This window comes from Streptomyces sp. NPDC085931 (genome assembly GCF_044540565.1).
In the GTDB taxonomy this organism is placed as follows: domain Bacteria; phylum Actinomycetota; class Actinomycetes; order Streptomycetales; family Streptomycetaceae; genus Streptomyces.
Window position 1 is genome coordinate 400,673 of sequence record NZ_JBITSK010000002.1, and the last position, 25,840, is coordinate 426,512.

Genomic DNA, 25,840 nt, shown 5'->3' on the forward strand with positions numbered 1-25,840 from the left:
GGTCGAGCGCCGCACCCGCCACACTAATGAATCTGATTTTCATATTCTAGAGCGGAGAGAGGGTGATCTGGGTAACACACCGGCCAGCCCCCCTCGGGGTCCCGGCCGACCCGCCCGGCCACCCTCAGCACATCCGCCAGCAACGCCGGCGTGACGACCTCGGCCGGTGCTCCGTCGGCCACCACACGGCCGTCGCGCAGCGCCACGACGCGTTCGGCGAACCGGGCCGCGTGCGCCAGGTCGTGCAGCACCATCACCACGGTGAGCCCGCGTTCCTCGCGCAGGCGGACCACCGTCTGCAGCACGTCGAGCTGGTGGTGCAGATCCAGGTAGGTGGTCGGCTCGTCGAGCAGCAGGACGCGCGTGTCCTGGGCGAGCGCCATCGCGAGCCGGACCCGCTGCCGTTCGCCCCCGGACAGCGCGTCGACGTCCCGGTCGGCCCACTCCTCCACCCCGACGTCCCGCAACGCCCGGCGCACGACGGGGTCGTCGCCCTCGCGGAGCATGCCCAAAGGCCCGCGCGCCGCGTATCTCCCCTGGCGCACCAGGTGACGCACCGTCATGCCGGGTACGGCGGGCGCGGACTGGTGCAGCAGCGCCACCCGCCGGGCCGTGGCGCGCCGCGACAGCCGGGCGAGGTCGTCCCCGCCGAGCCGCACGCGCCCCCGGTCCGGTTGCAGCAGCCCGGCGGCCAGGCGCAGCAGGGTCGACTTGCCACAGCCGTTCAGGCCGATCAGGGCGGTCAGTTCGCCCGGCCGGACGGTCAGGTCGACGCCCCGCAGCACGGGTCGCCCGGGGTAGCCGAAGTGGACCCCCTCGACATGGATCCCCACGGACTCGGTCATCGTCAGTCCTCGATTCGACGTCACAACGAACGGCTCGGCGCGCGGCGGACGACGAGCAGCAGCAACGCGGCCCCGAGGCAGGCGGTGAGCGCGCCGACCGGCAGGGTGAGCCGACCGGAGTCCAGCGCCTGCGCCAGCAGCCGCGAGGACAGTTGCGCCGCCGCGTCCGCCCCGCACACCACCACCGCGCCCACCAGGGCGGCACCGGGCAGACTCATCCGCAGGTCCGCTCCGAAGACGGCCACGGCCAGGTGCGGTACGAGCAGCCCCACGAAGCCCAGCGCTCCCACGGCGGCCACCGCGCCCGCCGTCAGCGCCACCGCGCACAGCAGCGCCAGGGTCCGGGCCCGGCGGGCGGAGAGGCCGGCGGCCAGCGCGATGTCGTCCCCGCAGCGCAGCAGGGTCAGCGGTCCCGCCAGCAGCCAGGCCGCAACCCCCCAGGCGAGGGCCCACGGCCACAGCAGGTGCCAGTGCTGCCACACCCGGCCCTCCGTGGTGCCCACCAGCCACTGGACGACGCTGCCGAGTTCGCCCGGCTCCACCAGGAGCACCATGGCGGTCAGGCCGCCCAGCACCGCCGACACCAGGACCCCGTGCACGGCGGTCTGCGCGGGGTCGCCGCGCCCGCGCCCGGCGAGCAGCCACAGCAGCGCCGCTCCGGCGCACCCGCCCGCACACGCGGCGAGGACCACGGCGAGGGGCGAGTCCCACCCGGCGAGTCCCAGCGCGGTCGCGGTGACGGCGCCGAGCACCGCGCCCGGGGTCACGCCCGTCACTTCCGGTCCGGCCAGGGGATTGCGCAGGGCGGACTGCAGGACCAGCCCGGCGACGGCCAGGCAGGCACCGGCGCAGAGCGCCACCAGCATTCTGGGCAGGCGCAGTTGGAACAGGATGTGGCGCTCCGTCGCGTCACCGCCGCCGTTCAGCACGTCCCAGGCCACGCCCGGGGAGATGCCGCGTCCGGCCACCAGTTCCACGCCGGCGCACACGACGGCCAGGGCCGCCAGAGCTATGAATCGCCGGGTCACCGTACGTCCTCCGTTCCGGCCGCCGCCCCGGGTGCGGACGGATCGCCCTCACCGGGGCCACCGGCCCGGGCCCCGGCTGCGTCGGTGCCGCCCGGCACCCCGGGGGCGTGGCGCTGCGCGCGGGGTGCCGCCCGCAGCGGGTCGTGGCGCTGCGCGCCGGGTGCCGCCCGCCGCGGTCCGGGCAGCGCGGCGCGCGGCGCGGCCGAGGGGGCGGACCGGCGGCGGACCGTCCGGCCGCGTCCGCCCGACCGCATCAGCGCGACCCCGGCGGGCACTCCCAGCAGAGCCGTCCACGCGCCGGCCGGTGTCTCCACCGGCGCCAGCGCCAGACGGGCCGGGACGTCGGCGACGATCACGACGACCGCGCCCCAGGCGGCGGACCAGCCGAGCCAGCGCACCGCTCCGGCAGCGGGGGCGAACCACCGGGCCAGGTGCGGGGCGAGGAAGCCCACCCACGCCACCGGCCCGCACACGGCCGTCACCGGGGCGATCAGCACCACCGCGATGGCCAGTGCCGCCAGCCGGGCACGCTGGGCGCGCACACCCAGCGCCTCGGCGTCCTCGTCGCCCAGCCGCAACACCGACAGCACCGGCGCGCACAGCACGAGGGCGGGGGCCGCGACGAGCAGCCACGGCCACAGGCCCACCACGTCGTCCCAGGTACGGGCGGACAGCGAGCCGAGCAGGTAACGGTAGATCAGCTGGAGGTCCAGCTGGTCGGCCATGACCATCAGCACCAGCAGCGCGGCCTGCAGCGCGGCCGCCACAGCGGCACCGGTCAGCAGCACCGCGGACGGACTGCGGCCGAGCCCGGCGGCCAGGAGCGTGAGCCCGCCGCCGAGCGCCGCCCCGCCGATGGCCAGCACGGGCTGGGCGACGGCGGGCAGGGACAGGCTCAGCACCAGCGGCGCGGCCACCCCCAGCGCGGCACCGGACGACACGCCCAGCATCTCCGGCACCGCCAGGGGGTTGCGCAGCGCCTCCTGGAGCACCAGTCCGGCCGCGCCCAGACAGGCTCCGGCGACGAGGGCCAGGACCAGGCGGGGCACGCGGAGTTCGGTGACGACGACCCCGGCGAGCGTGGTGTCCCCGTCGAGCACCGCGGCGGCCAGCCGGTGCGGTGGGACGTAGGGGGTGCCGAGGCTGAGCGCGCAGACCGAGAAGACGGCCAGCAGGACGGCCACCAGGAGCGGCTGGCCCCTGCGTGCGCCGAGCGACGGCGGTTGTCCGCCCGCCGTGACGGTGTCCGCCGCGGCGGGCGCCGAGCGGGGCGTCCTCACCGCAGCGCGGCCGTGGCCTCGTCGAGGACGATGCCCAGCGAGCGGGTGCCGCGGCCCTTGGCCCACACCTCCGGGTTCACCTCGTGGACGTCGCCGTTCCGCACCGCCGGGATCTTGCTCCAGAGGGGGTTGCGGGCCAGCTTCTCCGACAGCTTGCCGTCCGCGTCGCCGAAGCTCAGCGTCTCGACGAACAAGACGTCGACGTCCTGGGCGAGGATCTCTTCCAGGCTGTAACTGCCCTCCACGCCACGGGACTTCCACGGGTAGTCGGCGATCTTGGGGAAGAGGCTGGCGGCGACGTCGGACTCCGGGGTCGCGACGCCGAAGTTCTCGTCGCTGCCGTAGATGATGAGAGCGGTCTTGTCGCTGGGCGTCTTCTCGGCGGCGGCGAGCTTGGTCCGGAAGGTCTTCTCGGCCTTCTCCCCCTCGGCGGTGCGCCCGGTCAGCGCGGCCAGATCGCGCAGGTATCCGACGCTGTCCTGCCACGTCTCGGGCTGCATGGCCCAGAACGTCGTGGCGCCCTTGAGCGCCGGGGCGAGCTTGCCGTGCGTGTCGCCCAGGCCGATGACGAGGTCGGGCTTGTGGGAGAGGATCGCCTCCACCTCCGGGGCGATGAATCCGCCGGGGATGACGTCGACCTCCTCGGCCTTCTCCTCGCCCAGGAAGTCGGGATGGGCGAGCAACGCGCTGTTGGTGGCCGTCGGGACGATGCCCAGTTCGGTCAGGATGTCGTCGCAGAGCGCGAACAGGCAGACGATCCGCTCGGGTTCCTTCTTCAGGGAGACCTTGACGCCCTTGGTGTCGGTCAACTCCGTGGCCGCCTTGATGGGTTCGACGGTGACGTCGGTCTTCGCCGCCGGCCGGGCCTTGTCGCTCGCGGGTTCTCCGGACGACGATCCGCAGCCGGCCAGGACGGAACCCACCACCGCTGCGGTGATCCAACTACGGACGAATCTCGACGGTGCGCGCAGCATCGATGCCCTCGCTCTTCTCAGGTACCGGGAACGCACTGAAGATACATGATAATCGTTTTCACCAGACCGCTTCCGGAGGACCCATGCCCGCCGACACTCCCGTCCTGCTCGTCTCCGACCACGTGGACGGCACCGTCCACGCCCTGACCGTGCCGGACGGCACCGTCGTGGGACGCCTCACCGGCCGTCACCTGTCCGAGCACGCCGGGTTCCTGGCCCTGCCCGGCGGGCGGGTGGCCTGCGTCGACGACCGCCGGGGGGAGCTGCTCGTGCTCGATCCGTTCGCGGAGCACCTCGTGGAGCACGCGGTCCCGGTGGCCGTGCCGGGCGAGCACCTCGCCTGCGACCCGGAAGGGCGCCGGCTGGCCGTCACCACCGGCCTGGGCGAGAACACCGCGCCCTGGTCGGACCTGTTGACCGTCGTCGACCTGGCCACCGGCGACACGGCGCGGGTGCGCACCCGCGTCGGCGAACCGGGAGTGACGGTGCTGGGCGGCGACGACCCGCTCGTCGTGCTGCGGCACCGGGAACCCGGCGAGCTGGCCGTCCACCGGTTCGCGGACCTGCTCGCGACGCCACCCGGCTGCCCTCCGGTGACGCCGCACGCGGTCCTGCCCCTGCCGGACGACGGGCACGGGGACGCCCAAGCGCCCGGTACGGGACTGGTGTTCGCGGCCACGGGCGCCGGGGTGCACCGGGCCCGGAGGAAGGGCGACGCACTCACCGCCGAGACGGTCATCCCCTGGGGGGCACCCGCCCGGGGGTGGTACCTCCGGCTCGACACCCGCCGCCAGGCGCTGTGGAGCACGCTGCGCGGCGGCGACCCGGATCCGCTGCGCTGGCCGGAGTGGACCAACCAGGCATGGCACCACGACCTGCCGACGGGCCGCACGCTCCTGACGGAACTCGGCCCGGGACTCGTCTTCCGGCTGGCCCTCGCCCGGCAGCACACCGCCTTCAGCCGCATCCACCCCGACGGCGACGAACTCCTCCTTCTGGACTCCGGCGGGACCGTCCGCCGGAGTCCCCTGCCGGCCATGGACGGCGCCCCGCGCCGCGGCGGCACTCCCTGGGAGGGCGTCCAGCGCCGGGCGGTGGCCGCCTCACCCGGGTCCGACTGGATCGCCGTCACCCGGGGCGGCCACGGCGAGGTCCACATCGTCGACGCGCGAACGGGTCATGAGGCGGCCCGCCTGCGGCCCGGCACACCGCTGCACCACGGCGGCCACCTGGCCCTGCGCAGCCCCGGCGACGGCGCCGAGGGCGACCCCGTGGGCCGGTGACGGCCGGACCGGAACGGCCCCGAAGGCCCCGCACGGCTTCGATATAACAACGACATTCGTTTTCATATAGGGTCTACCCCCTCTCACCGTTCACCCCAGGAGGCTGATCCCCCATGACGACGCAGGCCCCCTCGCCGCGCCTTCCCGTCACCGTTCTCTCGGGCTTCCTCGGCGCCGGCAAGACCACCCTGCTCAACCACGTCCTCACCAATCGCGAGGGCCTGCGCGTCGCCGTCATCGTCAACGACATGAGCGAGGTCAACATCGACGCCGCCCTGGTGCGCGGCGGTGAGGCGGCGCTGTCGCGTACCGAGGAACGCCTGGTCGAGATGACCAACGGCTGCATCTGCTGCACCCTGCGCGACGACCTGCTGGAGGAAGTGGACCGGCTGGCGCGCGAGGGGCGCTTCGACTACCTCCTCATCGAGTCGTCCGGCATCTCCGAACCCATGCCGGTGGCCGCCACCTTCGCCTTCGCCCGGGACGACGGCGCCACCCTCGACGACCTGGCCCGCCTCGACACCATGGTCACGGTGGTGGACGCCGCCAACTTCCTGCCCGAGCTGGCCGGCGGCGACGAACTGACCGAGCGGGGCCTGGACCAGTACGAGAACGACGAACGCACGGTCAGCGATCTGCTGATGGACCAGATCGAGTTCGCCGACGTCATCGTCCTCAACAAGCTCGACCTCGTCGACTCCGCGTCCGCCGACCGGCTGCGGGCCGCCCTGGCCCGGCTGAACCCCGCCGCCCGCATCGTGCCGGCCGTGCGGGGCCGCGTACCGGCCGGCGAGGTCCTGGGCACCGGCCGCTTCGACCTGGAGCGCGCACAGCAGGCTCCGGGGTGGGTCAGGGAGCTCAACGGCGACCACGTCCCCGAGACGGAGGAGTACGGCATCTCCTCGACCGTCTTCCGCTCCCCAGTGCCGTTCCACCCCGGGCGGCTGTGGACGTTCGTCACGGAGGCCCTGGACAGCGGCGCCTTCGGGCACGTGCTCCGGTCCAAGGGCTTCTTCACGCTCGCCAGCCGGCCGCGCGTCACGGGACTGTGGTCGCAGGCCGGTTCGGTGGCCCGGTTCGAGCCGTCCTCCGCTGTCGACCCGGACAGCCCGCACGCCCAGGAACTGGTCTTCATCGGCACACAGTTGGACGCGGAGTCCCTGCGGGCGGCCCTGTCCGGCTGCCTGATGCGGGAAGGTGAGACACCGCCCGCCACCGACCCCTTCCCCGCCTGGGACACGTACGGGCTCGACGAGACCTGCGCGCACGAGCACGACCCGCTCACCGCCCCCACGGGGCACTGAGACTCCGGGCCGGGCGGTGGTCGCGGCCACGGCACCGCCCGGCCCGGTGCGCGGATCGTCACCTCGCCATCCGCTTCCCGTGCGGCCGGAGCGGCACCGTCGAACCAATCATGAAAATGATTACCATGTGTGGCGTCCTCGGGAGGTGAGCAGTCCTGCGCGAAACGTCAGTCACACGGCTGCCGGCACCGTTGCGTACGACTCGGCAGCGGACGGCCGTCCTGAACGCCCTGCACCGGCGGGCCGACTTCACCTCCGCCCAGGAACTGCACGAGGCGCTGGAGGCCGACGGCATCACCATCGGCCTGACCACGGTGTATCGGACCCTGCACGCCCTGGACCGCTCCGGGCAGGTCGACGTCGTGCGGGAGAGGAGCGGGGAACGGCTCTACCGTCCCCGGCCCGCCGACGGGCACCGCCACTACCTCGTCTGCCGCGACTGCGGCCTCAGCACCGAGGTGGAGGCGGAGGTGGTCGAGCGCTGGGCGGAGGAGGTGGCCGAGGCGACGGGCTTCGCGGAGGTGGAGCACACGGTCGAACTGACTGGCGTGTGCGACCGCTGCCGCCGCGCCCGGTCCGGCTCGCCGGCCCTCACCGACCGGCCCGCCTGACCGGCCTGCGACGGCCGGGGACGCGCGACGCCCGCCGGCTGTAGGCCGGCGGGCGTCGCGGAGTTCCGCACGGTCCGGTCAGTGACCGGCGACCGTGCCGGACAGTTCGTTCGTGCTCTTCGGCAGCGTCACGGACGCGACCTTCTCACCGGAGTCCAGGTCGAAGGCGTGCAGTTGACGCTTGCCCGGCTCCGAGACGTAGGCCGTGTCGTCCCGGACGAACAGGGTGGGCCGGGGCTGCTGCCAGTCCAGGGGCTCCGTCCAGTCACCGACCGCGTCGATCTTCCTGGTCACCTTGCCGGTCTCCGGGTCGATGACGTGGAGGACGCCGTTGGTGCCGAGCACGAGTGCCTCGCCGCCGGGGCCGCGGCCGAGCGAGCGGAAGGAGTAGCTGGTGCCGAGGTCGACCAGCTTCATCTTCGCGGTGCGGGTGTCGATCAGCGAGATCCGGGTGGGCCGTTCCAACTCCGCGTCGGGGTCGGTCTTGTAGTCGCCCAGGAGGATCGGGGAGACGTCGCTGCCCGCCTGGTTGCCGGTGCGGGCGTAGTCGTCGGGGGCGTCGACCTTGGTGAACTTCCCGTCCTTGTAGAGCAGGACGCCGTCCTCGCAGCCGAGGGCGACGACCTCGTCCTTGGCGGCGGCCTCGCCGTGCACGCCCGGGCAGTTCTCCGCGCGGGCGATCTCCTTGCCGTTCTTGTCGAGGACGAGGGCGCCGGTGCGCTTCTCCTCGGTGCCGAGAGTGCTGACGAGGTGCCCGTCGGACAGTTCGATGGCGACTCCGTGGTGGGGCTCGGCGGAGGTGTAGGTGCGGGTCCGCGGCTTGGCGCCGTCGCCGAGCTCGGCGGGGTCGAACACGTTCACCTCGCCCGTGCCGTCGGTGAACAGCACCGTCCTGCCGGCGTGCCGCACGACGTGGCCGGGCTTCGGGCCCTTGAACGCGGTGCCCGTGAAGGTCTGCCGGGCGGCGTCGAAGACGCGGAAACCGCTGTCGGTGGAGATGACGACGTGGTCCTCGTCGCCGGCCGGGTTGATCCGGTTGAAGCCCGGCAGTTCGACCGTCTTCGCCAGCTTCAAGGACTCGCCGTCAAGGACGTAGAGCCCTCCGTCGAAGGAGGCGACCAGCGGGTTGTCGACCGCGACCGCCCCGCTGCTCTTCGCCCGCTTCGGCTCGGCTTCGGTCGCGGCGTCATCGCTTGCGCCGCAGGCGGTCAGCGCCATCGATGCCGCCAGGGCGAGGGCCGTGCCCGTGAGCGTTCTGGCGCGCGTCGGCTTGTTCATGGTGGGTTTTTCCTCTCCGGCCCCTGATCGGGGCGGGTTTCGGGGGTGGAGCGGCCGGCCTCTGGTCGGCCGGCCGCGGGACGGGGTCGTTCAGGCGCCGGTGAGGCCCTCGGCCATGGCCGAGGTGTTGGCGCGCATCATCTCCAGGTAGGTGCCGGCGCCCTTGCCCTTCTCGGTCAGCGACTCGGAGTACAGCGGGACGACGTCCACGTCGCCGCCCATCTCCTGGCGCAGGACCTGCGCCAGCCGGGTGGGCTGGGACGAGTCGGCGAATACGGTGCGCACCCCGGCCTGCTCCATGGCCCGTGTCAGCGAGCGCAGGTCGGAGGAGCTCGGGGAGGCGAGGGTGGTGCCGCTGGGGACGACCGCGCCGATCACGCGGAAGCCGAAGCGGTCGGCGAGGTAGCCGAAGACGTGGTGGTTGGTGACAAGAGCGCGCCGGTCCTCGGGGACGGCGGCGAAGGACCTCTCCATCCAGGCGGTGAGGTCGGCGAGTTGTGCGTCGTAGCGCTCGGCGTTGTCCCGCACGGCCTTCTCGTCCACGCCTTCGACGTGCTCGACGACCTGGTCGGCGATCAGGCCGGCCACCTTGCGCACCCGGTCGGGGTCGGTCCAGAAGTGCGGGTCGGGCTCGCCGGCCTCGTCGGCGGGGCCGCCCTCGTCCCCGGTGCGGAACGTGAGGGGGTCGGCTGCCTCGCCGGCCGCGAAGGTGGCCACACCCGACGCGCGGGCGGCCTCCACGTGCCGCGCCACGTTCTCCTCCAGCCCCAGCCCGTTGTGGACGACCAGGTCGGCGTTCTCCAACTCGGCGGCCTGCACGGCCGACAGGCCGAAGGAGTGCGGGTCGGCGTTGGGCTTCATCAGCACGCTGACGCCCGCCTCGTCCCCGACGACCTCCCGGGTGATGTCACCGAGGATGTTGGTCGTCACCACGACCCGGGGACGGTCGTCGCCGCCGCCCGCGCAGCCGGTCACCGCACCGGCGAGGACGAAGAGGCCGACCAGGGTCCGTACCAGGGCGCGCACGCGCGCCGCTCCCACCCGTATGCTCATCGGCCCGTCTCCACCATCAGCGACGGCCGGACCTCGACGTCGAACGTGCGGGCGACGCGCAGGCTGTCGTTGTAGTCGATCTCGTACACCCGCTTGCCCTTCGGGTCGTTGAGGTAGGCCCGGCTGCGGTCGACCTCGATCACCGGCGCCCCGGTCCTGCCGGAGGCGGCCGCGGGGACGTCCGCCAGCAGGGGCGCGGTGACCGTGGTCTCCTTGCCGCTGGAGATGTCGTAGCCGTGGAGGGCGCCGTCGTTCTCCAGGACGATGAGCGGCGCGCCCTCGCCCGCGGTGTTCGCGGCGATCACCGGGCCGGTCTCCACCCGGCTCCAGGCACGCTCGGTCACGTCCAGGACCCAGACGGCGTCCCGGCCCGCGGGGGCGGTGAGCGTGGTGCTGCCCGGACGGTGCCGGAACTGCGCCGCGCGCTCGTTCTGCGGCACGGCCTCGCCGTACGGGATCTTCTCGGCGCCGAAGGTGCCGTCGTGCTCGTGGACGAGCAGGGCGCCGTCGGCGCAGCCGAGGACGATCCCCCGCCGGGTGACCGCGTCGCCCTTCGGGTCCTCGCACTCGGACTCCGGGGAGGCGACGCGCCGGCCCGCCCGGTCGAGCACGACGACCCGCGCGGGGCCGTCACCGACGCGGGTGAGGGCGACCAGGTGTTCCGCGTACGGGACGACCGGTGCCGCGTAGCGGCCGGGAAGCCGTACGGGGGTGCCCGTGTGGCCTTTCTCGAGGTCGGCGCGGGGGTGGACGCCCGCCTTCCCGTCGGCGCCGGTCACGACGGTCACGCCCGGGTCGCTGCGCACGCTCGTGCCGGTGCCGCCGGGCAGTTCGCCCACGTCCTGGATCTTCGCGCGGTAGTAGTGCACGTGGTCGCCGTGGTCGACCGTCCACGCGCCGCTGTCGAGGACGTGCGTGCCGTCGGTGGCGTGGAGGTAGCCGAAGCGGCCGTCCGTGGTGAGGCGGGTGACTCCCGTTCTGCGCGCCGTCCGGTGGACGTCGCCGGTGATCAGGTCCAGTACCCGGAACTCGCCGGTGGTGTGGTCGCCGAGGAGGAGCCGGGACTGCTGTTCGGCCGCCTCGGTGGCGCCTTCGACGTAGCCGTGGGGGGTGGCGGAGGAGGAAGCGCGCCCGGAGGCGGGCTCGGGGTCTTCGTCCCGGGCGGCGCACCCCGCGGTCACAAGGACCGCCGCGAGGAGTGCCGGCGCCAGGGAGGTGACGTTTCTTCGGACGAGCAAGGAGATCGCCTCAGGTTTCGTTCGGTCGGGTCGTGGGGGCGGCTTTCGCGGGGAGGGTGACGGCGCGGGGGCGGCCCGTGCGGCGGCGGTGCAGGATCCCGGACGCCAGGTGGGACACGAAGAAGAGGGCGACGGCGAGGGCCGACACGGTCGCGCCGGCCGCGGTGCTCAGATGCCAGGAGAGCAGCAGTCCGCCGAAGGTGGCGGTCGCGCCGAGGACCGCGGCGAGGACCATGACGCCGCGCACGCCGCGCGCCCAGGGCAGGGCTGCCGCCGGTGGCGCGATGAGCAGACCGAGGACGAGCAGCGTTCCCACGATGTGGAAGGACGCGACGATGGCCAGGGCCAGCAGACCGAGCAGCACGGCGTGGGCCGGCCGGGGACGCAGCCCGAGCGTCTCGGCCTTGCGCGCGTCGAACGCCAGCGCCAGGAAGGCGCGGTGACCGAGCACCGAGACGGTCAGCGCCAGCACCAGCGCGACCCCGAGGAGGGCCAGGTCGCTCTCGCGGACCGCGAGGACGTCGCCGAAGAGGAACCCCGTGAGGTCCACGGCGAAGGACTGCGAGCGCGAGACGATGATGACGCCCAGCGACAGCATGCCGACGAACAGCAGGCCGATCGAGGTGTCCTGGGACAGCCTCGGCGCGCGGCCGAGGACGGTGACACCGGCGGTCATGACGGCCGCGCTCACCACCGCCCCCACCAGCAGGTTGCCGCCCAGCAGCGCGGCGAGGGCGACACCCGGCAGCAGACCGTGGGACATGGCGTCACCGAGGAAGGCCATGCCCCTCAGCACGACCCATGTGCCCGCGAGGGCGCAGATCGCCGACACCAGGATCCCGGCCCACAGGGCACGCTGCACGAAGGCCACCTCGAAGGGGGCCGTCAACCACTCCATACGGCGACACTACAATGACAATCATGTTCACTAAACACCGCCCGGAGGTCCCCCGGACCGGGACGGACGATCAGCGCGTCCGGATCACCGACCTGGACGCCGGCTACCCGGGCAGGCCCGTCCTGCGTCAACTCACGGCCGACATACCGGCGTTGGCCATGACGGCGCTCGTCGGGCCGAACGGCAGCGGGAAGTCCACCCTGCTCGGCGTCCTCGCCGGCGTGATCCGCACCACGTCCGGACAGGTCCGGTACGCGCCGGGCCGCCCGCCGGCGTTCGTCCCGCAGCGCGGCGCCGTCGGTGACGCACTCCCCCTCACGGCTCGGCAGACCGTGGAGATGGGCCGCTGGGGGGAGCGCGGGCTGTGGCGGCGGCTGACCCGCCACGACCGGGCGGTCGTCGACTCCGCCATGGAACGACTGGGCGTCGCCGGCCTGGCGGCCCGCCAGCTCGGCGAGCTCTCCGGTGGTCAGCGCCAGCGCGTCCTGATCGCCCAGGGCCTCGCCCAGCAGTCCGACCTGCTGCTCCTGGACGAGCCGACCACCGGACTCGATCCCGAGGCCCGGGAACGGATCACGGCCCTGCTGGCGGACCTGATCGCCGACGGCACGACCGTCGTCCAGGCCACGCACGACCTGGAGGCCGCCCGCTCGGCCGACACCTGCCTGCTGCTCGGCGACGGACGGCTGATCGGGCAGGGCCCACCGGAGGAGGTGCTCACCACCACGGCCCTGTCCCAGGTCTGGCAGCCGGCGTGAACCCACCGGACGCCGCCCGGAGTTGACCACCGCCACCGGTACCGGGAGCCGGACCCCGAGGACGAACGGCCGTAGCCCGCACGGGCGCGTGCTGCGGCGGGGTCAGCGCCAGTCGTCGATCACGTAGGCGTCGGGGTGGCTGTAGCCGGGCTCGTCGGGTTGGTGCATGGCCACGCCCTGCAGTCCCGTGCGGAAGCCGCGGGCGGCCATGCGCTCGTAGGCGTCCCGGCGGGCCAGGTTCACTCCGGCGTCCAGTTGCCCCAGCCCTTTCTCGGCGGCCAGTTGCTCGCACGCATCCAGCAGTCGTTCGAACCGGTCCGCCGCGCCCGGGCCGGGGCGTACCGCGCCGAACTTGACGAAGCAGACGTCCTCGCCCGCCTCCGACCCCGCTCCGCAGTGGCAGACGGCCAGACCGTCGAGGCCGGAGCCGGCGCCCTCCAGCAGGAGGGTGTCACCGAGCCCCTGCTCCTGTACGGCCACGATCTCGCGGTCCAGGCTCAGGCCCTCGTACACGGCTCCCGTCAGAGCCCGGCCGAGGCCGAGCGCGTCGGGCCGTTCTGCGGCGGTCAGCGCGCCGTACAGCACTCGACCGGGGACCGCGGCGCCGGCGGTGACCTGCTTCCTCATGACGGCGGTCAGGAATCGCGGCCAGAAACCGTACCGGCGGTAGAGCTCCAGGTGCTTGGGGCTGTGCGAGAAGGTGAACAGGCCGCGGTGGCGGCTCCCCCAGGTGTCGAAGCAGGCCATGACCGGTTCCATGAGACGCCTGCCGATGCCCTGGTCCCATCGGTCCGGATGGATCGTCAGCGGGCCGAAGAACCCGACGCTGCCCCAGTCGGCGGCGAAGTTCGATCCGACGACCTCGCCGTCGACGGTCGCCGCGAAGGCCGCGTGCGGATCGGCCGCCCAGCGGGTGTGGACGTAGTCGGCGGTGCCGAAGAACTTCTCCGGCTCGGGGGCCCCGAGGAAGGTCCCGAAAGCGACCCTGAAGATCTCGTCGGCCCGGTCCAGATCCGGCTCGACCAGCGGGCGGACCCGGACCGAGGCGGCGGCACTCGTTCGCTTCGCTGAGGGCATGACCGGTCTCCTTTCCGCCCCCGCTTCCATCGCACCACGGACGCGCGCCGGCGGCGATACGGCAGGTCACAGCGGCACTCGGAGGCACCCGGAGGTCCGAGCGGAGGCAGGCGCCAGCACGTGGGCACGCCGTCGATCTTCGCGGGCGCGACCGAAGCCCCTGGCCGGGGCACTACTCTCTCTCGAACGCGGACCTTGGTCTCGAACAGTCGGGGGGTCGGCGGTCGGCGGTCGGCGGAACCACACGGGGGTGGGGAATCATGGTCGCGTTCCACGCGTCCGCGCTGGACGGCGTCGCTCGTAACCCGGCGCTGCCGACAGCTCTGCTGCTGCGCTTGCTCGCCTTCGACCACGGAGGGGACGGACCGCCCCGTCATGCCGTGCGGCGGGCCGGCCTCCCCGAGCCGGCCGTGGCCGTGATCCTGGCTCACCCGAACCCGGGCGCTCGTATCGACTTCGCGATGAGCGCCCGGGCCGAACCCGCACACCGGGCCCGGCTCGTGGACGATCCCCACGGTGCGGGCCGCCCTCGCGTACGGACCCGAGTGGCGCGAGCCGCGTACGAAGGCCGAGCCGCTGCCGGACGACGTGTGCGCCCGGCTGCTCGGCGACCCCGATCCCTCCGTACGGGCGGCCCTGCTGGACTCGCCCTGTCTCGCACCGTCGTTCACGGGCTCCCTGGCCAGGCATTGGGATCCGGCAGCGCGCCGGAGCGCGACGCGCGTGTGGGAGAGGCTGACGCCGGACGAGCGTACGGCGCTGCTGGCCGACCCGGAACCCGAGGTGCGGCGGGCCGCCGCGCTGCGGGAGTGCCGGCGCGACGCACGCCTCACCGCCGAACTCCTGCGCGATGAGGAGTCCGCCGCCGAGGCACTGCGCCATGGGCGCCTTCGGCGCGCCGACGCCGAACGGTGTGTCGCCGAGCGGACGCACCTGCCCGCCCTGGCCGGGAACCCGTCGCTGCCCGCCGACCTCGTGGAGCGACTCGCCGTCGACCCCGACGAGGCGGTACGGCTCGCGGTCTCCCTCAGGCCGGAACTGGACGAGACACGACGCATGTCGATCGACTTCACGGTGGGGCCCTTCGCCAGGGAGGACGTCGAGTGGGTGCGGCACGGGCTCGCCGACCCCGAGGTGCTGCGCCGGGCGGCGGCCTCCGCCCACCCGCTCCTCCGACGGGCCGCCGCCCGCAGCCCTCACCTGCCGCCCGACCTGATGCGCCTGCTCGCACGCACCCGGGACCCCTTGGTGGAGGACCTTTTGAGCACGCACCACCCGGACACTCCGGAGGAGGTGCTGATGCGGGTGTACGCACGGCTCGGCGGGACGTTCTCCGCCTGGATGGCGGAGACGCACCCCCGCTTCCCTCGCGAGGGTCTCGCCGAGCGCTTCGCGGACCACCCGGACGGCACCTTCCGCCGACTGGCCGTGCGAGACCCAGCCGCCACACCCGCGTTGATCGAACGGCTCAGCCATGACCCCGCGGTCCGGACACGCCAGGCGGCGGCCGGCGACCCGCGCCTCCCGCTCCACCGCCTCCGCGAGGCGCTCCACCTCCCGGAACTGGCCTCCAGCGCGGGCGGCAACCCCGCACTCCCCCACGACGACATGGCCGCCGTCCTGGACCGGGCGGGCGTCCCCGGCTGACCGGCCATCGAGCAGCACCGCCGGGCCTGACCGCCCCGCACCCACCCGAACCCGCCCTGCCCGCCCGGGCCTTGCCGCCGCGGACCGCGGGCACGACCGTCGACTCGCTGATAGCATCCGCTCACTTGTGCGAGAAAAGATCACTAGGGGAAGGCAGCCGGCACGAAGGCGCAGCCGCCATATGACCGCGCTCAACCGCCACCTGCTCATCGTGCGGGAACGCGGCACCGCCGAGGCCGACAGCGATGCGCTCGAGGAGGCGAAGAACGCGCACCGGGACCGGTATTCCGCGGCACAGATGATCGCCCCCGAAGAGGTGCTCAGGCGGGCGGGTGCCGTCAACCAGGCCCTGAACGAGGTCTACGGCCAGGTCAAGCGGCTCGAACGCGGTGCGCCCGGACCAGGAGAGACGATGGAGACCGCGGCCCGGGCCCAGCACGAGATCTGGGAGATGCTCCGCACCATGCGCACCGCGATGCGGCAGGACCTCGGTGTGTCGCATGGGGAGTGAGAGCGGGCGCGGCGCGTCAAGCCGCCGGAAGGGCATCGCCCGTAACGGCGGCCACCGCGGTGCGCCTTTCCGGTTGCTCTGGGTGGGCGAGACGGTGAGCGGGCTGGGCAACAGCGCCACCGTCGTGGCCCTGCCACTGATCGCGGTCGTGGTGTTGGACGCCGGATCGACCGCCGTCGGGCTGCTCACCGCGGCCGTGTGGCTGCCGTGGCTGCTGGTGGGCCTGCCCGTGGGCGCATGGGTGGACCGGGTACGCAAACGGCCCCTGATGATCGTGTGTGATCTGGTGGCCGCCGCGGCGCTGGTGAGCATCCCGGTGGCGGCGTGGCTCGACGCGCTCACCTTTGCGCAGCTGGTCGTCGTCGCACTGGTCTGCGGCACGGCGGCGGTGTGCTTCAACACCGCCTATCACGCGTTCGTCCCGGTCGTGCTCGACGGCCGGGACCTGCTGGAGGGCAACGCCAGGCTGCAGGGCAGCGAGGCCGCCACGCAGGTCGCGGGGCCGGGGGTGGCAGGGCTCCTGGCCCAGGCGTTCGGCGCGGTCAGCGCGCTCGTGGCGGACGCGGTGACGTTCCTGGTCTCCGCGTGTTGTCTGCAGCGGATCGGTGTCGTCGAGCCGGACGGCCCTGCTCATGCCGAACGCCCTTCCCTACGAGGGGAGATGAGGGAAGGGCTCCGCTTCGTGGGCCGGGATCCGTATCTGCGTCCGATGGTCGTGTGGGGCGCCGTGATCAACATGGCGCTGATGGGCTACCAGGCGGTCCAGGTGGTGTTCCTGGTCCGCACCGTCGGGCTGAGCCCGGGCATGGTGGGGCTGCTCCTGACCGGCGGCAGCGCAGGCGGCATCGTGGGCGCGCTGGTGGCCGCGCGGGTCGGCCGGCGGTTCGGCACCGCGCGCGGGCTCCTTCTCGTGCAGGCCACCACCTCGCCGTTCGTGCTGTTGCTGCCGATGACGACGGCAGGGCCGGGGCTGCTGCTGTTCGCGCTGGGAGCCTTCCTCGTCGGGGCCGGCGTCACCGTGGCCAACGTCGTGCTCGGCAGCTTCCGGCAGACCTACTGCCCGCCGAACCTGCTCGGGCGGGTCGTCTCGACGGCCATGGTGATCAACCACAGCACCATCCCGCTCGGTTCGCTGCTCGGCGGCCTGCTCGGTGACGCCGTCGGACACCGGCCGGCCATGTGGATCATGACGGGTGTGGTCGCGCCCTCCTGGCTCGTCCTCGCCCTGGGCCCGATGCGCCGCGAGCGCGACCTCCCGCACGCGCAGGAGCGGGATGGGGCGCGGCGCTGACGCTCCGCGTGGCCGACTCCTCGGAGTCGGCCACCGATCGCCCGCGTTGCCCGACCGGGCGTCCCGTGCCACTCGACCGCGGGAGCGGTCGACGGGGTCCACCGGAATGACGTGAAATCATCCGTCCGGGAAAAGCCGCCTCCCCATAAATGGCTATACCAAACGTGTTGATGAGGGTGAAGGGTGACGCTACGCTCGCAGACATCGTGACCGCTCGTATGCCATTCGTGACCGGAATGGGAGGGCGACGCAGCGGAGGAAGAAAGCCGACGCAGCGCCGGCTTGAATTTCGACGGGTCGACTCACACGGGGGAAATATTGGATACGCGTCAACTCGAGGCATTTCTCGGCGCCGTCGACGCGGGAAGTGTGACACGGGCGGCGGGCGTGCTCCGGGTGACCCAGCCGACGGTGACCAACCGCATCAAGGCACTGGAACGCTCGCTCGGTGCGATCCTGCTGGAACGCTTACCGGGCGGAGTCCGGCCCACGAGAGCCGGTCGCTCCATCCTGAAACAGGCCCGCGAGATCGTACGGCTCAGCGGTCATGTCCGGCGCATCGCGGACGCGTCGCTCACACCGCAGGGGAAAATCTGCGTCGGGGCGCCGGAAAGCCTCGTCAACCACCGGCTGCTCCCGCTCATCGAATACCTGCTCCTGCGCTATCCGGAGATGGACGTGTCGCTCCGGCTGTCCCCTCCCCAGGAGGCCGTCACCCTGCTGCGCAACGGGCAGGTGGACTGCGTGTTCATGATAGGGAGCGGAACCTCGGACGAGGACCTGGAGCACTGCGATCTGTGCCCCGAGCCGTTCGCGCTGGTGGCCGGAGCACGACTGGGCTCCGGCCACCAGGGCCGCGCGGAGCCGGTGTCGTCGATCCTCGTCAGCGCCGACCTCGGCGTCCGTCACTGCGGCGGGCTCCTGGACGAGGTCGAGTCGACCCTGCGGGCGGGGCGGACCCTGCACCTCGATTCCATCACCGCGGTCAAGCGCATGGCCGAGAACGGCATCGGCGTGGGGCTGCTGCCCGAGGTGACCGTGGCCGAGGACATCGCCGACGGCCGGCTCCGCAGGGTCGTGGACTGGCGGCCCGCCACCCCCACCTACACGCAGGCCCTGTGGCGGCGCGGCGACATCGGGCATCCGGCCCTCGACGCCGTGCTGAAGGCCGCCTCCGACGTGGTCAGCGCGGGCTGAACGGGCTCCGGGTCCCGTGGTGCAGCCCCGAAGCCCGTGGCCCGGTCAGGCGGCGTCGGTGAGGAGCTGGGCGCGCAGACGCCGGTGATCGGTCTTGCCGTGCTGGTTGACCGGCAGACTCTCCACGATGCGCACCACGCCGGGCGCCATGTACGCCGGCATCGAACGCAGGCAGAACGCGAGCAGATCGCTCTCGGCCGTGCCGGACGCGTCGTCGGCCAGGACGACGAAGGCGCTCAACTCGGTGTTGCCGCCCGGGTCTTCGTACACCACGACGGCCGCCTCGCAGACCTCGGGGTGGGCCAGCAGCCGGCGCTGCACCTCGGCCGGTTCCACGCGGTTGCCGCGGATCTGCACCTGGGAGTCCCGGCGCCCGCAGAAGCGCAGGGTGCCGTCGGCGTCCCGGTAGGCCAGGTCGCCGGTCCGCAGCAGGCGCTGCCCGGAGCGGGGCTCCAGCGGGTCGGTGACCAGGACGGCGTCCGTGGCCTCGGCGTCCCCCCAGTAGCCGGTCATCAGGGCCGGGCTGCGCAGGTACATCTCGCCGACGACGCCCTCCTCGCGCACGGGCGCCCCCTCGGCGTCCAGCAGGAGGATGTCGGTGCCCCGGTGCCCGTCGCCGATGGACAGGTGCGTCACGTCCTCGGGCAGCGGGTCGGGGACCTCGGCGAAGCTGGCCGCCATGGACTCCGTCGCGCCGTAGCAGTTGATCAGGCGGATGCCGGGCCGCAGACGCTGGAGCCGGCGCAGTTCGCCGAGCGGGAACTCCTCCCCGCAGAACAGCACTGAGCGCAGGTCGGGCAGGTCGGCCAGCTGGTCCGGGATGTGCCGCAGCGACTGCCGCCAGATGGACGGCACTCCGTTGACGTGGGTGGCCCGGGTGACGCGCAGCACCTTGAGGAACCGGGTCGGCCAGCGCAGCAGGGCCCGCGGGACGGGGGCCACCGCCGCTCCGCTGCCCAGCGCCATGCCGATGTCCAGCAGCGAGAAGTCGAACTGCAGCGGGGAGGTCGACGCCACCCGGTCGCCCGCCGACACGAACCCCTCGGCGAGCATGCCCCGGTAGAAGGAGACGACGGAACGGTGGCTCATCACCACGCCCTTGGGCCGGCCCGTGGTGCCCGACGTGAAGATGATGTAGGCGGTGTCGGTCGGGGTGACGGCGCGCCTGAGCCGCTCACGGGGCGCCGGCGGACGGGGCACCTCGATGGTGCCCCCGCCGAACCGGCCGTGGCCCACGGCCGGTTCGGGTTCCCCGCCGGCGGTCAGGCACAGTGCGGGCTCGGCCAGCCGCTGGATCGTCTCCCGCCGTTCGGCGGGGGTCTCCGGACTGACCGGGACGAAGGGCAGGCCGCGCGACGAGCACGCCAGCACGAGGGCGACGGCGTCGGCGGACGTGTCGGACACGATCATGACGCGGTCGCCGATCCGCAGACCGAAGCGGTCCAGTGCGGCGGCGTACCGCTCGGCGGCCTCCCGCAGGCCGGCGAAGGTGGTCACCCGTTCCGCGCCGTCCGCGTACTCCACCACGGCGGGATGGCCGGGGTGGGTGGCCGCGGCCGCCAGGAGGAACTCGTCGAAGCGTTCGTCGGGCCGGTGGGTCACCGCGGGTGCGGCATTCGCGGGCATGGTCTCTCCAGGTCAGCGCGGGTGGTCGGTCGCGGCCGGGGCGGGCGGTACGGGGGTGGCGATGTGCGGTTCGCCGGTGACGAGCACCAGCGGGGAGCCGGGGGTCGTGCTCAGGTGCCGTACGGTGCCGACGACCAGGACGTGGTCGACGGAGGTGAAGGTCTCGGCGACGTCGCAGGTCAGCACGAGGGCGGCGCCGTGCAGGACGGGCACGCCCCGCAGCACGGCGTGCGGGGTGTCCCGGAAGCGCTGGGCGGGGGTGCCGGTGGCGAAGCGCCGCACCAGCGGTCCCTGCGTGTGGGACAGCACGTTGACGGCGAAGCGGCCGGCGCCGAGCAGGTCGTCCAGGGTGCGCCCGCCCGCGCCGAAGGCCAGCAGCACGCTCGGCGGCGCCACGGACAGCGACATCAGCGAGGTCGTGGTGCAGCCCACGGGCCCGTCCGGCCCGAGGGCGGTGGTGACCGCGACGCACTTGGCCAGACCCGTCATCGCCGCGCGGAACAGCGCTTCGTCCACGCCCGCCGCGTCCGGCGGGGCCGTCTGGACCGTCTGGGCCGTCTGGACCGTCTGGACCGTCTGGGCCGTCTGGGCCGTCTGGACCGTCGTCGTCTCAGCCCCGAGCACGGCTCACCTCCCTGCCGGTCGTCAGCCCGGCGAGGGTGTCGAGTGCCCGCTCGACCACGGCGGTGCGGGGGCGTCCGCGCCGTGCGGAGTCGGCGGCGAAGCGCAGTGCCTTGGGCAACTGCGTCCAGGCGTCGGCCAGATCCGGGTCCGCGCGCGGCCCCAGGCGGTGCAGCTGGTGGCGGGACGCCGCCCACAGGTCGTCGAGGTGCCGCTCCAGCAGGTCCCCGTCGGAGGCGAGGCGGTCCCGCAGGTGCGCGAACACCTCGCGCGGCTCGCGCAGCCAGGTGCCCGGCCACCGCGCCGGGGCGCCGGCCGGGGGCGTGGCGGTCCGGCGCAGCCAGCGGTAGGCGTCGACCGGGCCGCTGTCCACGGGTTCGCCGAGGGCGTGCCCGTCCCGGTTGCGGACGGCCGGGTCGAGCGGGCCCACCGGCGTCAGCGCGCGGCGCAGTGCGTCGTCGTCGAGCACGCCGGTGTAGGGCAGTTGCTCCCCGCCGGGCATCAGGGCGTGGAACGGGTCGGCCACGAGCCACCCCTCGCCGTCGTGGGCGCGCAGCAGGAACCAGTGGGGGACGGTCCGCACCCCGTGGTGCGGGGACCAGGGCAGGTGGAAGGCGTTGCCCGATACGATCACCCGGCCCTGCTCGGCGAGCAGGGCGGTGAGCGCGGCACGGGCCGACGGCCAGTCGGGGCGGTGGTCGTGGACCAGGGTGCCGCCGTCGATGCGGTCGTGGTGGGAGAAGGCGAGCGTGCCGTCCGGTGCGTCGGTGCGCACCCACAGGTGCACCGCCGACGCCAGCCGGGCGGCCGCCGCGCCTCCCAGGTACTCCACCAGCGCGGTGGTGTAGCAGGACAGGGCAGGTGTCATGGTGTCGCCTCCCAGGCGCAGGCCACGGGTACGTCGATGAGGTCTCGCACCTTGCGCCAGCGCAGTTGGCGCCAGTCGCCGTGGTCGAGATGCGGGGGCACGTCGATGCTCCAGGGGCGCCCTCCGATGCCGGTGCCGTCGGTCTTCACGCAGGCCTCCTGGACCGTCCAGATCTCCGTGAAGACGGTGTGCCGCAGGGGCTCCGGCATACGGGCCAGGTGCGTGGCGTACGGGGCGGCGCACCGCCGGACCATGGCGTGGCCGACGTGGCGCGGCGGCACCTGCACGTCGACCCCGACGCGGCGGCCGGGCGCGACGGCCACCACGGTGTGCTCGCCGTCGTGGGAGATGCTGATGCCGGGCCGCGGCCGGCCCGCCAGGAGCGGTTTGCCGTTGGGGCCGGGCACGACCGGTTCCCCGGCGGCGTCGGGCGCCACCCGGGCGAGCAGCCCGCGCAGGAGCGCGCGTCCCGCCAGGACCTCCCGGGCGCGCCAGGCGGGCAGGCCGCGGGCCGTGGCCAGGTCCGCGGGGGTGAGGCGGCCGGCGGGGGCCTCACCGGTGGCCACCCACACCCCCGGGCCGGCCTCCAGGACCCTCACGGCAGGTCCCCGGGATCGCTGTGCGGGGCCGTCTCGGCCACGATGTCCAGCACGACCTCGGTCGTGCCGCCGCCGATCCCGAACAGGGCGCCCTGCGCCCGCAGTTGCTGCGGGCCGCCGGTGCGGAAGCCGTGCGCGCCCTGGAGGTGGGCGCACACGTCGAGGACGTGCTCGACGGTCTCGGCGGCGCTGGCCTTGAGCAGCGCCGCGGCCGAGGTGTCGCGGCGGGCGGCGACCGCCTCGGTGAGGCTCTCGGTCAGGGCGCGGTGCTGACGGGAGCGCAGCAGGGCGCCCGCCCAGCGCTGGCGTACGCCGTCCCGCTCCCACAGGACGCCGCCGCCGTGGCGGCGCCGCCCCAGGTAGCGGGCGGTCTCGCGCAGCACCCGCTCGCACAGCGCGACCGCCCACAGGGCCCCGGCCAGCCGCTCGGTGGCGATGTGGGCGGCGAACGCGCTCAGTCCCCGGCCGGTCCCGCCCACGACGTGGTCGCGGGTCAGCCGGACGCCGTCGAAGGTGAGGTGACCGGTCCCGGAGCCGTCGAACAGCCCGGTCTCGGCGGGTTCGGCGCGCACGCCCGGCGCGTCGGCCGGCACCAGCACCCAGGTGAAGTTGGTGAAGTGGGGGCCGGGCCGGTGGCGGGCGAGGACCAGGGCGGCACCGCACGTCGTCGCGTTGGTGATCCAGCGCTTGGTGCCGTCGAGCCGGACGTGGTCCCCGTCGAAGGAGACACGCGTGTCCAGTGCCGCCAGGTCGCAGCCGGACGCTTCGTCGGTGGCGGCGAGGGCCACGACGGTGCGTCCGTCGAGGCTGTCGGCGAGCGTCCGGGCGGCCGGGCCGCTCCCCCCGGCCAGCAGCGGCAGGCAGGTGGCCAGCGGCACGGTCACGGCCAGCGTCGCGCCGACGCCGAAGCGGCGGTCCAGGTCCGTCAGCAGCGCGCCCAGCGCGGCCGCGTCGACGCCGCCGCGCGGATCGCCGCCGCGGTAGACCCCGGCGAGCCGGTTCTGCGCGCCGAGGACCCGCCAGAGGTCTGCTCCGCTCGCGTCGGCGGGCAGTGCGGCGAGGCGGGAGCCGGCCCCGGTGGCGGGCTCCCGCACCGCGGAGACGCTCATGCCGCCGCCCTGTCGTCCGACTCGACGGCGCCCTGCGCCCGCCGCACCGCGGCCCACAGGCTGCCGGCGGTGGCGAAGGTGGCGTCGTTGAGGTCCTCGTCCGGCAGGGAGACCCCGAGCCCGTCCTCGATGGCGAAGAGCAGGTCGATGGCCTTCATGGAGTTCATCCCGAGGTCGTGCAGACGGCTGTCCTCGGTGAGGGGGCGGTCCCCGAGGTTGGGCAGGAAGGGCGTCAGCAGGTCGATGAAGGGCTGGTTCACGGCTTCTCCGTCGCTTGGGTGGTGGTGCGGATCGGTCGGGGTCGGTGGGGCCGCACGGCGAACACCTCGCGGTCGGCGGTGAGCAGAAAGGCCAGTTCGGGCAGCAGGCCCCCGGGCACCGGCCGGCCCCGTTCGGCGCGCCGCTGGGCGATGAACGCGGTCGCGGTGAGCCGGTCCCAGCGGCGCAGGTGCTCCGCCGCGTCCAGCCGCTCGCCGAGGTGCTCGCGGTAGGCGGCGTGCAGGTGCCGGGCCCGCGTCAGCAGCCAGGTCTCCGCGGTCAGCCGGCGCGCGGCGGCGAGCCGGTCGGGGTGGGCGGTGTAGGCCTCGACGTAGGCGGCCGGATCGTCCAGGGACAGCTCCGGCCGGGGCGCGCGGTGTGCGGGCACCGGGGTCAGGACGCACGCGAAGGAGGCGGTGGGCAGGCGCTCCCAGGGGTAGGTCCACCGGCCGGGGCGGGCCGGGCCCCACGCCGTCTCGTTGTCGTACGCGTCCTCGACCTCGGCTCCGTCGGGGTGCGTGCCGGCCAGGAAGCTGTGGTCCATGTGCGCCCGGCCCGCGTAGGGCAGCCACGGCATGTCGTAGGAGTCGGCCACGGCGTAGACCACCGGCGCCCGTTCGGCCAGGGCGCGCAGCCCGTCGGCGGGGACGCGGCGGGCGAAGGCGTCCGGCCGCAGGCCCACGAGGGCGGCTCCCTCGCGCAGCTGGTCCTCCGGCGGGGGGTCCACCGTGGGCAGGCCGTCGGGACCGGGCCGCGGCCGGAAGCGCAGTTTCGCGCCCAGCGCGAGGTGCCGTCCCGGCCCGTGCCGGCGGTCCGCGAGGACCGCCAGGTTGACCTGGACGCAGTCGAGGATCCCGGTCCGCACGGACGGGGCCGCGACGGCCGTCACGGGTGGGCCTCCACCCGCGTCAGCCCGGCCACCGCACGGGCGAGCGCCTCGTCGGGCGGGGACTGGTCCTCGACCCCGCCGTCGAGGAAGTGCTCGTAGGCCCCGAGGTCCAGGTAGCCGTGGCCGCTGACGCACACCAGGACCCCGCCGGTGGCGTCGGGCGAGGCGGCGATGCGGGCGGCGGCCGCCAGGGCGTGGCCGGACTCGGGCGCCGGCAGGACGCTCTCGTGGCGGGCGAGCAGCCGGCCCGCGTCCAGGGCGTCCGCCTGGCTGACCGCCACGGCGTCGACGTCGCCGCTGTGCCGCATCGCGGAGATGAGTTTCGCCGCGCCGTGGAAGCGCAGGCCCGCGGTGTGCGCGTCCGGGATCCGGTAGTCGCTGCCGATGGTGTACATGGCCTCCATCGGGCCGCTGCCGGTGGCGTCGGTCTTGTCGTAGGCGTAGACGCCGCGGGTCAGCTTCGGTGTGCTGCTGGACTCGGCGGCGACCAGCCGCGGCCCCCGCCTGCCTGCCGCGCGGGCCGTGGCGTGGAAGGGCAGCGCGATGCCCCCGAAGTTGGATCCGGCGCCCACGCAGCCGACGACCGCGCCGATCTCGGCGTCGAGGTGGGCGAGTTGCTCCTCCGCCTCCAGGCCGATCACGGACTGGTGCAGGATGCTGTACGTCTCCCCGCTGCCGATGCAGAAGGCGACCCGGTCGTGTGCGGCGGCGTACTCGACGGCCTCCCCGATGGCGAGCGAGAGGCTGTTGCCGGCGGCCGGCGCCTCCGTGGCGGAGACCTTGGTCAGGCCGCTGGGGCTGGCGTGCACCTCGGCGCCCAGCATGCGCATGAGCACCCCGCGGTAGGGCTTGCGCCGCAGGCTGGACTCGACCATGAAGACCCGGCAGCGCAGTCCGAACAGGGCGCAGGCGGCGGCCATGGCGGTGCCCCACTGGCCCGCGCCCGTGCCCGTGACCAGTTCCCGCACCCCGGCCTTGCGGTAGTAGTGGGCCTGCGCGAGCGCGGTGTTGAGTTTGTGGCTGCCCGAGATGTTGACGCCCTCGTTCTTGACGTAGACGGGGACGCGGGCGCCGACGGCCTCCTCGAAACCGCGGGCACGCCACAGCGGGGTCGGGCGGTACTGGCGGTAGCGTTCGACGACCGGGGCGGGGATGTCCCAGTACTCGCGGTCGGAGACGCTGTGCCGGATCAGCTCGGTCGGCAGGTTGATCTTCAGCTCGCCGTCCCCGGAGCGGGGCGGGGTGCGGTCCGGCGGCAGGGGCTCGGACAGATGGGGCAGGACGCTGCGCCAGCGGGTCGGGATCCCGTCCGTCACGGCCGCACCTCCGCGGCCGTCACGACGTCGATCAGGTCCCGGACGGTGCGGAAGCTGCGCCCGACGAAGAGGTCGTCGGGGAGGGTGACGTCCAGCTCGTCCTCGATCCGCACGAGCATGCCGACGAAGCCGAGCGAGTTCACGTTCAGCAGGTCCCCGACGAGCGGTTCGTCGTCGCTGACGCTGCCGGGCGGAAGGGACAGCCGTGACTCGGCGATGACCACCTTCTTGACGACGGTGGCGACGGCGTCCCGGTCGAGGGACAGTTCCTGGGGCATGGC

General features: G+C 73.8%; 26 protein-coding genes. 8 read left to right on the top strand and 18 right to left on the bottom strand.

The features are described from left to right. Window positions 1-23 precede the first annotated feature (23 nt). The 4 genes from ACIGAN_RS04665 to ACIGAN_RS04680 form a co-directional block, all read right to left on the bottom strand. Window positions 24-845: an ABC transporter ATP-binding protein gene (locus ACIGAN_RS04665; protein WP_399854835.1), complete on the bottom strand. Its 822-nt coding sequence runs from the start codon at window positions 843-845 to the stop codon at window positions 24-26. Window positions 846-865: 20 nt separating this feature from the next. Beyond that, complete coding sequence (locus ACIGAN_RS04670) at window positions 866-1,873, bottom strand: FecCD family ABC transporter permease (protein ID WP_399854836.1); 1,008 nt, start codon at window positions 1,871-1,873, stop codon at window positions 866-868. Beyond that, window positions 1,870-3,045, bottom strand: coding sequence for a FecCD family ABC transporter permease (locus tag ACIGAN_RS04675; RefSeq protein ID WP_399855337.1), 1,176 nt, complete (start codon window positions 3,043-3,045; stop codon window positions 1,870-1,872). Before ACIGAN_RS04675 ends, ACIGAN_RS04670 begins: the two co-directional genes overlap by 4 nt. Window positions 3,046-3,149: 104 nt before the next feature. Next, window positions 3,150-4,127, bottom strand: a complete 978-nt coding sequence (locus tag ACIGAN_RS04680; protein WP_399854837.1) for an ABC transporter substrate-binding protein — start codon at window positions 4,125-4,127, stop codon at window positions 3,150-3,152. A gap of 83 nt (window positions 4,128-4,210) precedes the next feature. On the opposite strand from ACIGAN_RS04680, the gene ACIGAN_RS04685 reads away from it, so the two are divergent. The 3 genes from ACIGAN_RS04685 (at window position 4,211) to ACIGAN_RS04695 (ending at window position 7,325) form a co-directional block, all read left to right on the top strand. Next, window positions 4,211-5,410 carry a YncE family protein gene (locus ACIGAN_RS04685; RefSeq protein WP_399854838.1) on the top strand — a complete coding sequence of 400 codons (1,200 nt, stop codon included), beginning with the start codon at window positions 4,211-4,213 and terminating at the stop codon, window positions 5,408-5,410. Between the two features lie 113 nt (window positions 5,411-5,523). Further along, complete coding sequence (locus ACIGAN_RS04690; RefSeq protein ID WP_365743184.1) at window positions 5,524-6,714, top strand: GTP-binding protein; 1,191 nt, start codon at window positions 5,524-5,526, stop codon at window positions 6,712-6,714. A 191-nt stretch (window positions 6,715-6,905) separates the two neighbouring features. After that, window positions 6,906-7,325 carry a Fur family transcriptional regulator gene (locus ACIGAN_RS04695; RefSeq protein WP_399854840.1) on the top strand — a complete coding sequence of 140 codons (420 nt, stop codon included), beginning with the start codon at window positions 6,906-6,908 and terminating at the stop codon, window positions 7,323-7,325. Window positions 7,326-7,403: 78 nt separating this feature from the next. Here ACIGAN_RS04695 and aztD read toward each other — a convergent pair whose 3' ends face one another. From aztD to aztB, 4 genes are all read right to left on the bottom strand, one after another. Beyond that, window positions 7,404-8,603 carry a zinc metallochaperone AztD gene (gene aztD, locus ACIGAN_RS04700; RefSeq protein WP_399854842.1) on the bottom strand — a complete coding sequence of 400 codons (1,200 nt, stop codon included), beginning with the start codon at window positions 8,601-8,603 and terminating at the stop codon, window positions 7,404-7,406. Window positions 8,604-8,693: 90 nt separating this feature from the next. Continuing rightward, window positions 8,694-9,656 (bottom strand): zinc ABC transporter substrate-binding protein AztC, encoded by a 963-nt coding sequence (gene aztC / locus ACIGAN_RS04705; protein WP_399854844.1) that lies wholly within the window; start codon window positions 9,654-9,656, stop codon window positions 8,694-8,696. Next, on the bottom strand, window positions 9,653-10,894 hold the full coding sequence (locus ACIGAN_RS04710; RefSeq protein ID WP_399854846.1) for a hypothetical protein: 1,242 nt from the start codon (window positions 10,892-10,894) through the stop codon (window positions 9,653-9,655). Before ACIGAN_RS04710 ends, aztC begins: the two co-directional genes overlap by 4 nt. Before the next feature lie 10 nt (window positions 10,895-10,904). Beyond that, window positions 10,905-11,792 carry a zinc ABC transporter permease AztB gene (gene aztB, locus ACIGAN_RS04715; protein ID WP_399854847.1) on the bottom strand — a complete coding sequence of 296 codons (888 nt, stop codon included), beginning with the start codon at window positions 11,790-11,792 and terminating at the stop codon, window positions 10,905-10,907. A 14-nt stretch (window positions 11,793-11,806) separates the two neighbouring features. On the opposite strand from aztB, the gene aztA reads away from it, so the two are divergent. Next, on the top strand, window positions 11,807-12,550 hold the full coding sequence (aztA, locus tag ACIGAN_RS04720; protein ID WP_399854848.1) for a zinc ABC transporter ATP-binding protein AztA: 744 nt from the start codon (window positions 11,807-11,809) through the stop codon (window positions 12,548-12,550). 102 nt (window positions 12,551-12,652) lie between these two features. Here aztA and ACIGAN_RS04725 read toward each other — a convergent pair whose 3' ends face one another. Continuing rightward, window positions 12,653-13,627: a GNAT family N-acetyltransferase gene (locus tag ACIGAN_RS04725; protein WP_399854849.1), complete on the bottom strand. Its 975-nt coding sequence runs from the start codon at window positions 13,625-13,627 to the stop codon at window positions 12,653-12,655. A gap of 516 nt (window positions 13,628-14,143) precedes the next feature. Here ACIGAN_RS04725 and ACIGAN_RS04730 point away from each other — a divergent pair. The 4 genes from ACIGAN_RS04730 (at window position 14,144) to ACIGAN_RS04745 (ending at window position 18,273) form a co-directional block, all read left to right on the top strand. Next, a complete protein-coding gene (locus ACIGAN_RS04730) occupies window positions 14,144-15,274 on the top strand; it encodes a Mucin-2 (protein ID WP_399854850.1) in 1,131 nt (376 codons plus the stop codon). Window positions 15,275-15,455: 181 nt separating this feature from the next. Beyond that, entirely contained in the window at window positions 15,456-15,785 is a 330-nt protein-coding gene (locus tag ACIGAN_RS04735; RefSeq protein WP_399854852.1) for a hypothetical protein, read from the top strand. After that, window positions 15,775-17,076 carry an MFS transporter gene (locus ACIGAN_RS04740; RefSeq protein ID WP_399854854.1) on the top strand — a complete coding sequence of 434 codons (1,302 nt, stop codon included), beginning with the start codon at window positions 15,775-15,777 and terminating at the stop codon, window positions 17,074-17,076. Before ACIGAN_RS04735 ends, ACIGAN_RS04740 begins: the two co-directional genes overlap by 11 nt. A 318-nt stretch (window positions 17,077-17,394) precedes the next feature. Then, a complete protein-coding gene (locus ACIGAN_RS04745) occupies window positions 17,395-18,273 on the top strand; it encodes a LysR family transcriptional regulator (protein ID WP_365744070.1) in 879 nt (292 codons plus the stop codon). 45 nt (window positions 18,274-18,318) lie between these two features. On the opposite strand, the gene ACIGAN_RS04750 is transcribed toward ACIGAN_RS04745, so the two are convergent. Genes ACIGAN_RS04750 through ACIGAN_RS04790 form a run of 9 tightly spaced genes read right to left on the bottom strand, consistent with a single transcriptional unit; the run spans window position 18,319 to window position 25,837 of the window. After that, complete coding sequence (locus ACIGAN_RS04750; RefSeq protein ID WP_399854855.1) at window positions 18,319-19,899, bottom strand: AMP-binding protein; 1,581 nt, start codon at window positions 19,897-19,899, stop codon at window positions 18,319-18,321. Between the two features lie 12 nt (window positions 19,900-19,911). Continuing rightward, window positions 19,912-20,523, bottom strand: coding sequence for a flavin reductase family protein (locus tag ACIGAN_RS04755; protein WP_399854857.1), 612 nt, complete (start codon window positions 20,521-20,523; stop codon window positions 19,912-19,914). Then, window positions 20,510-21,388, bottom strand: coding sequence for a hypothetical protein (locus tag ACIGAN_RS04760; protein WP_399854858.1), 879 nt, complete (start codon window positions 21,386-21,388; stop codon window positions 20,510-20,512). Before ACIGAN_RS04760 ends, ACIGAN_RS04755 begins: the two co-directional genes overlap by 14 nt. Continuing rightward, window positions 21,385-21,987, bottom strand: coding sequence for a 4'-phosphopantetheinyl transferase family protein (locus ACIGAN_RS04765; protein ID WP_399854859.1), 603 nt, complete (start codon window positions 21,985-21,987; stop codon window positions 21,385-21,387). The genes ACIGAN_RS04760 and ACIGAN_RS04765 overlap by 4 nt, the downstream gene beginning before the upstream one ends. Beyond that, window positions 21,984-23,096, bottom strand: a complete 1,113-nt coding sequence (locus ACIGAN_RS04770) for an acyl-CoA dehydrogenase family protein (protein ID WP_399854861.1) — start codon at window positions 23,094-23,096, stop codon at window positions 21,984-21,986. Before ACIGAN_RS04770 ends, ACIGAN_RS04765 begins: the two co-directional genes overlap by 4 nt. Next, on the bottom strand, window positions 23,093-23,356 hold the full coding sequence (locus ACIGAN_RS04775; RefSeq protein ID WP_399854863.1) for an acyl carrier protein: 264 nt from the start codon (window positions 23,354-23,356) through the stop codon (window positions 23,093-23,095). Before ACIGAN_RS04775 ends, ACIGAN_RS04770 begins: the two co-directional genes overlap by 4 nt. After that, a complete protein-coding gene (locus ACIGAN_RS04780; protein ID WP_399854864.1) occupies window positions 23,353-24,243 on the bottom strand; it encodes a hypothetical protein in 891 nt (296 codons plus the stop codon). The genes ACIGAN_RS04775 and ACIGAN_RS04780 overlap by 4 nt, the downstream gene beginning before the upstream one ends. Continuing rightward, window positions 24,240-25,559: a TrpB-like pyridoxal phosphate-dependent enzyme gene (locus ACIGAN_RS04785; protein WP_399854865.1), complete on the bottom strand. Its 1,320-nt coding sequence runs from the start codon at window positions 25,557-25,559 to the stop codon at window positions 24,240-24,242. The genes ACIGAN_RS04780 and ACIGAN_RS04785 overlap by 4 nt, the downstream gene beginning before the upstream one ends. Continuing rightward, window positions 25,556-25,837 carry an acyl carrier protein gene (locus tag ACIGAN_RS04790; protein WP_351352307.1) on the bottom strand — a complete coding sequence of 94 codons (282 nt, stop codon included), beginning with the start codon at window positions 25,835-25,837 and terminating at the stop codon, window positions 25,556-25,558. Before ACIGAN_RS04790 ends, ACIGAN_RS04785 begins: the two co-directional genes overlap by 4 nt. Window positions 25,838-25,840 lie beyond the last annotated feature (3 nt).

Coding starts and splice junctions, on each gene's coding strand:
- ACIGAN_RS04665 (WP_399854835.1), bottom strand. CDS start 845: ATGACCGAGTCCGTGGGGATCCATGTCGAGGGGGTCCACTTCGGCTAC.
- ACIGAN_RS04680 (WP_399854837.1), bottom strand. CDS start 4,127: ATGCTGCGCGCACCGTCGAGATTCGTCCGTAGTTGGATCACCGCAGCG.
- ACIGAN_RS04685 (WP_399854838.1), top strand. CDS start 4,211: ATGCCCGCCGACACTCCCGTCCTGCTCGTCTCCGACCACGTGGACGGC.
- ACIGAN_RS04690 (WP_365743184.1), top strand. CDS start 5,524: ATGACGACGCAGGCCCCCTCGCCGCGCCTTCCCGTCACCGTTCTCTCG.
- aztD (WP_399854842.1), bottom strand. CDS start 8,603: ATGAACAAGCCGACGCGCGCCAGAACGCTCACGGGCACGGCCCTCGCC.
- aztC (WP_399854844.1), bottom strand. CDS start 9,656: ATGAGCATACGGGTGGGAGCGGCGCGCGTGCGCGCCCTGGTACGGACC.
- aztB (WP_399854847.1), bottom strand. CDS start 11,792: ATGGAGTGGTTGACGGCCCCCTTCGAGGTGGCCTTCGTGCAGCGTGCC.
- aztA (WP_399854848.1), top strand. CDS start 11,807: ATGACAATCATGTTCACTAAACACCGCCCGGAGGTCCCCCGGACCGGG.
- ACIGAN_RS04725 (WP_399854849.1), bottom strand. CDS start 13,627: ATGCCCTCAGCGAAGCGAACGAGTGCCGCCGCCTCGGTCCGGGTCCGC.
- ACIGAN_RS04735 (WP_399854852.1), top strand. CDS start 15,456: ATGACCGCGCTCAACCGCCACCTGCTCATCGTGCGGGAACGCGGCACC.
- ACIGAN_RS04740 (WP_399854854.1), top strand. CDS start 15,775: ATGGGGAGTGAGAGCGGGCGCGGCGCGTCAAGCCGCCGGAAGGGCATC.
- ACIGAN_RS04750 (WP_399854855.1), bottom strand. CDS start 19,899: ATGCCCGCGAATGCCGCACCCGCGGTGACCCACCGGCCCGACGAACGC.
- ACIGAN_RS04760 (WP_399854858.1), bottom strand. CDS start 21,388: ATGACACCTGCCCTGTCCTGCTACACCACCGCGCTGGTGGAGTACCTG.
- ACIGAN_RS04770 (WP_399854861.1), bottom strand. CDS start 23,096: ATGAGCGTCTCCGCGGTGCGGGAGCCCGCCACCGGGGCCGGCTCCCGC.
- ACIGAN_RS04790 (WP_351352307.1), bottom strand. CDS start 25,837: ATGCCCCAGGAACTGTCCCTCGACCGGGACGCCGTCGCCACCGTCGTC.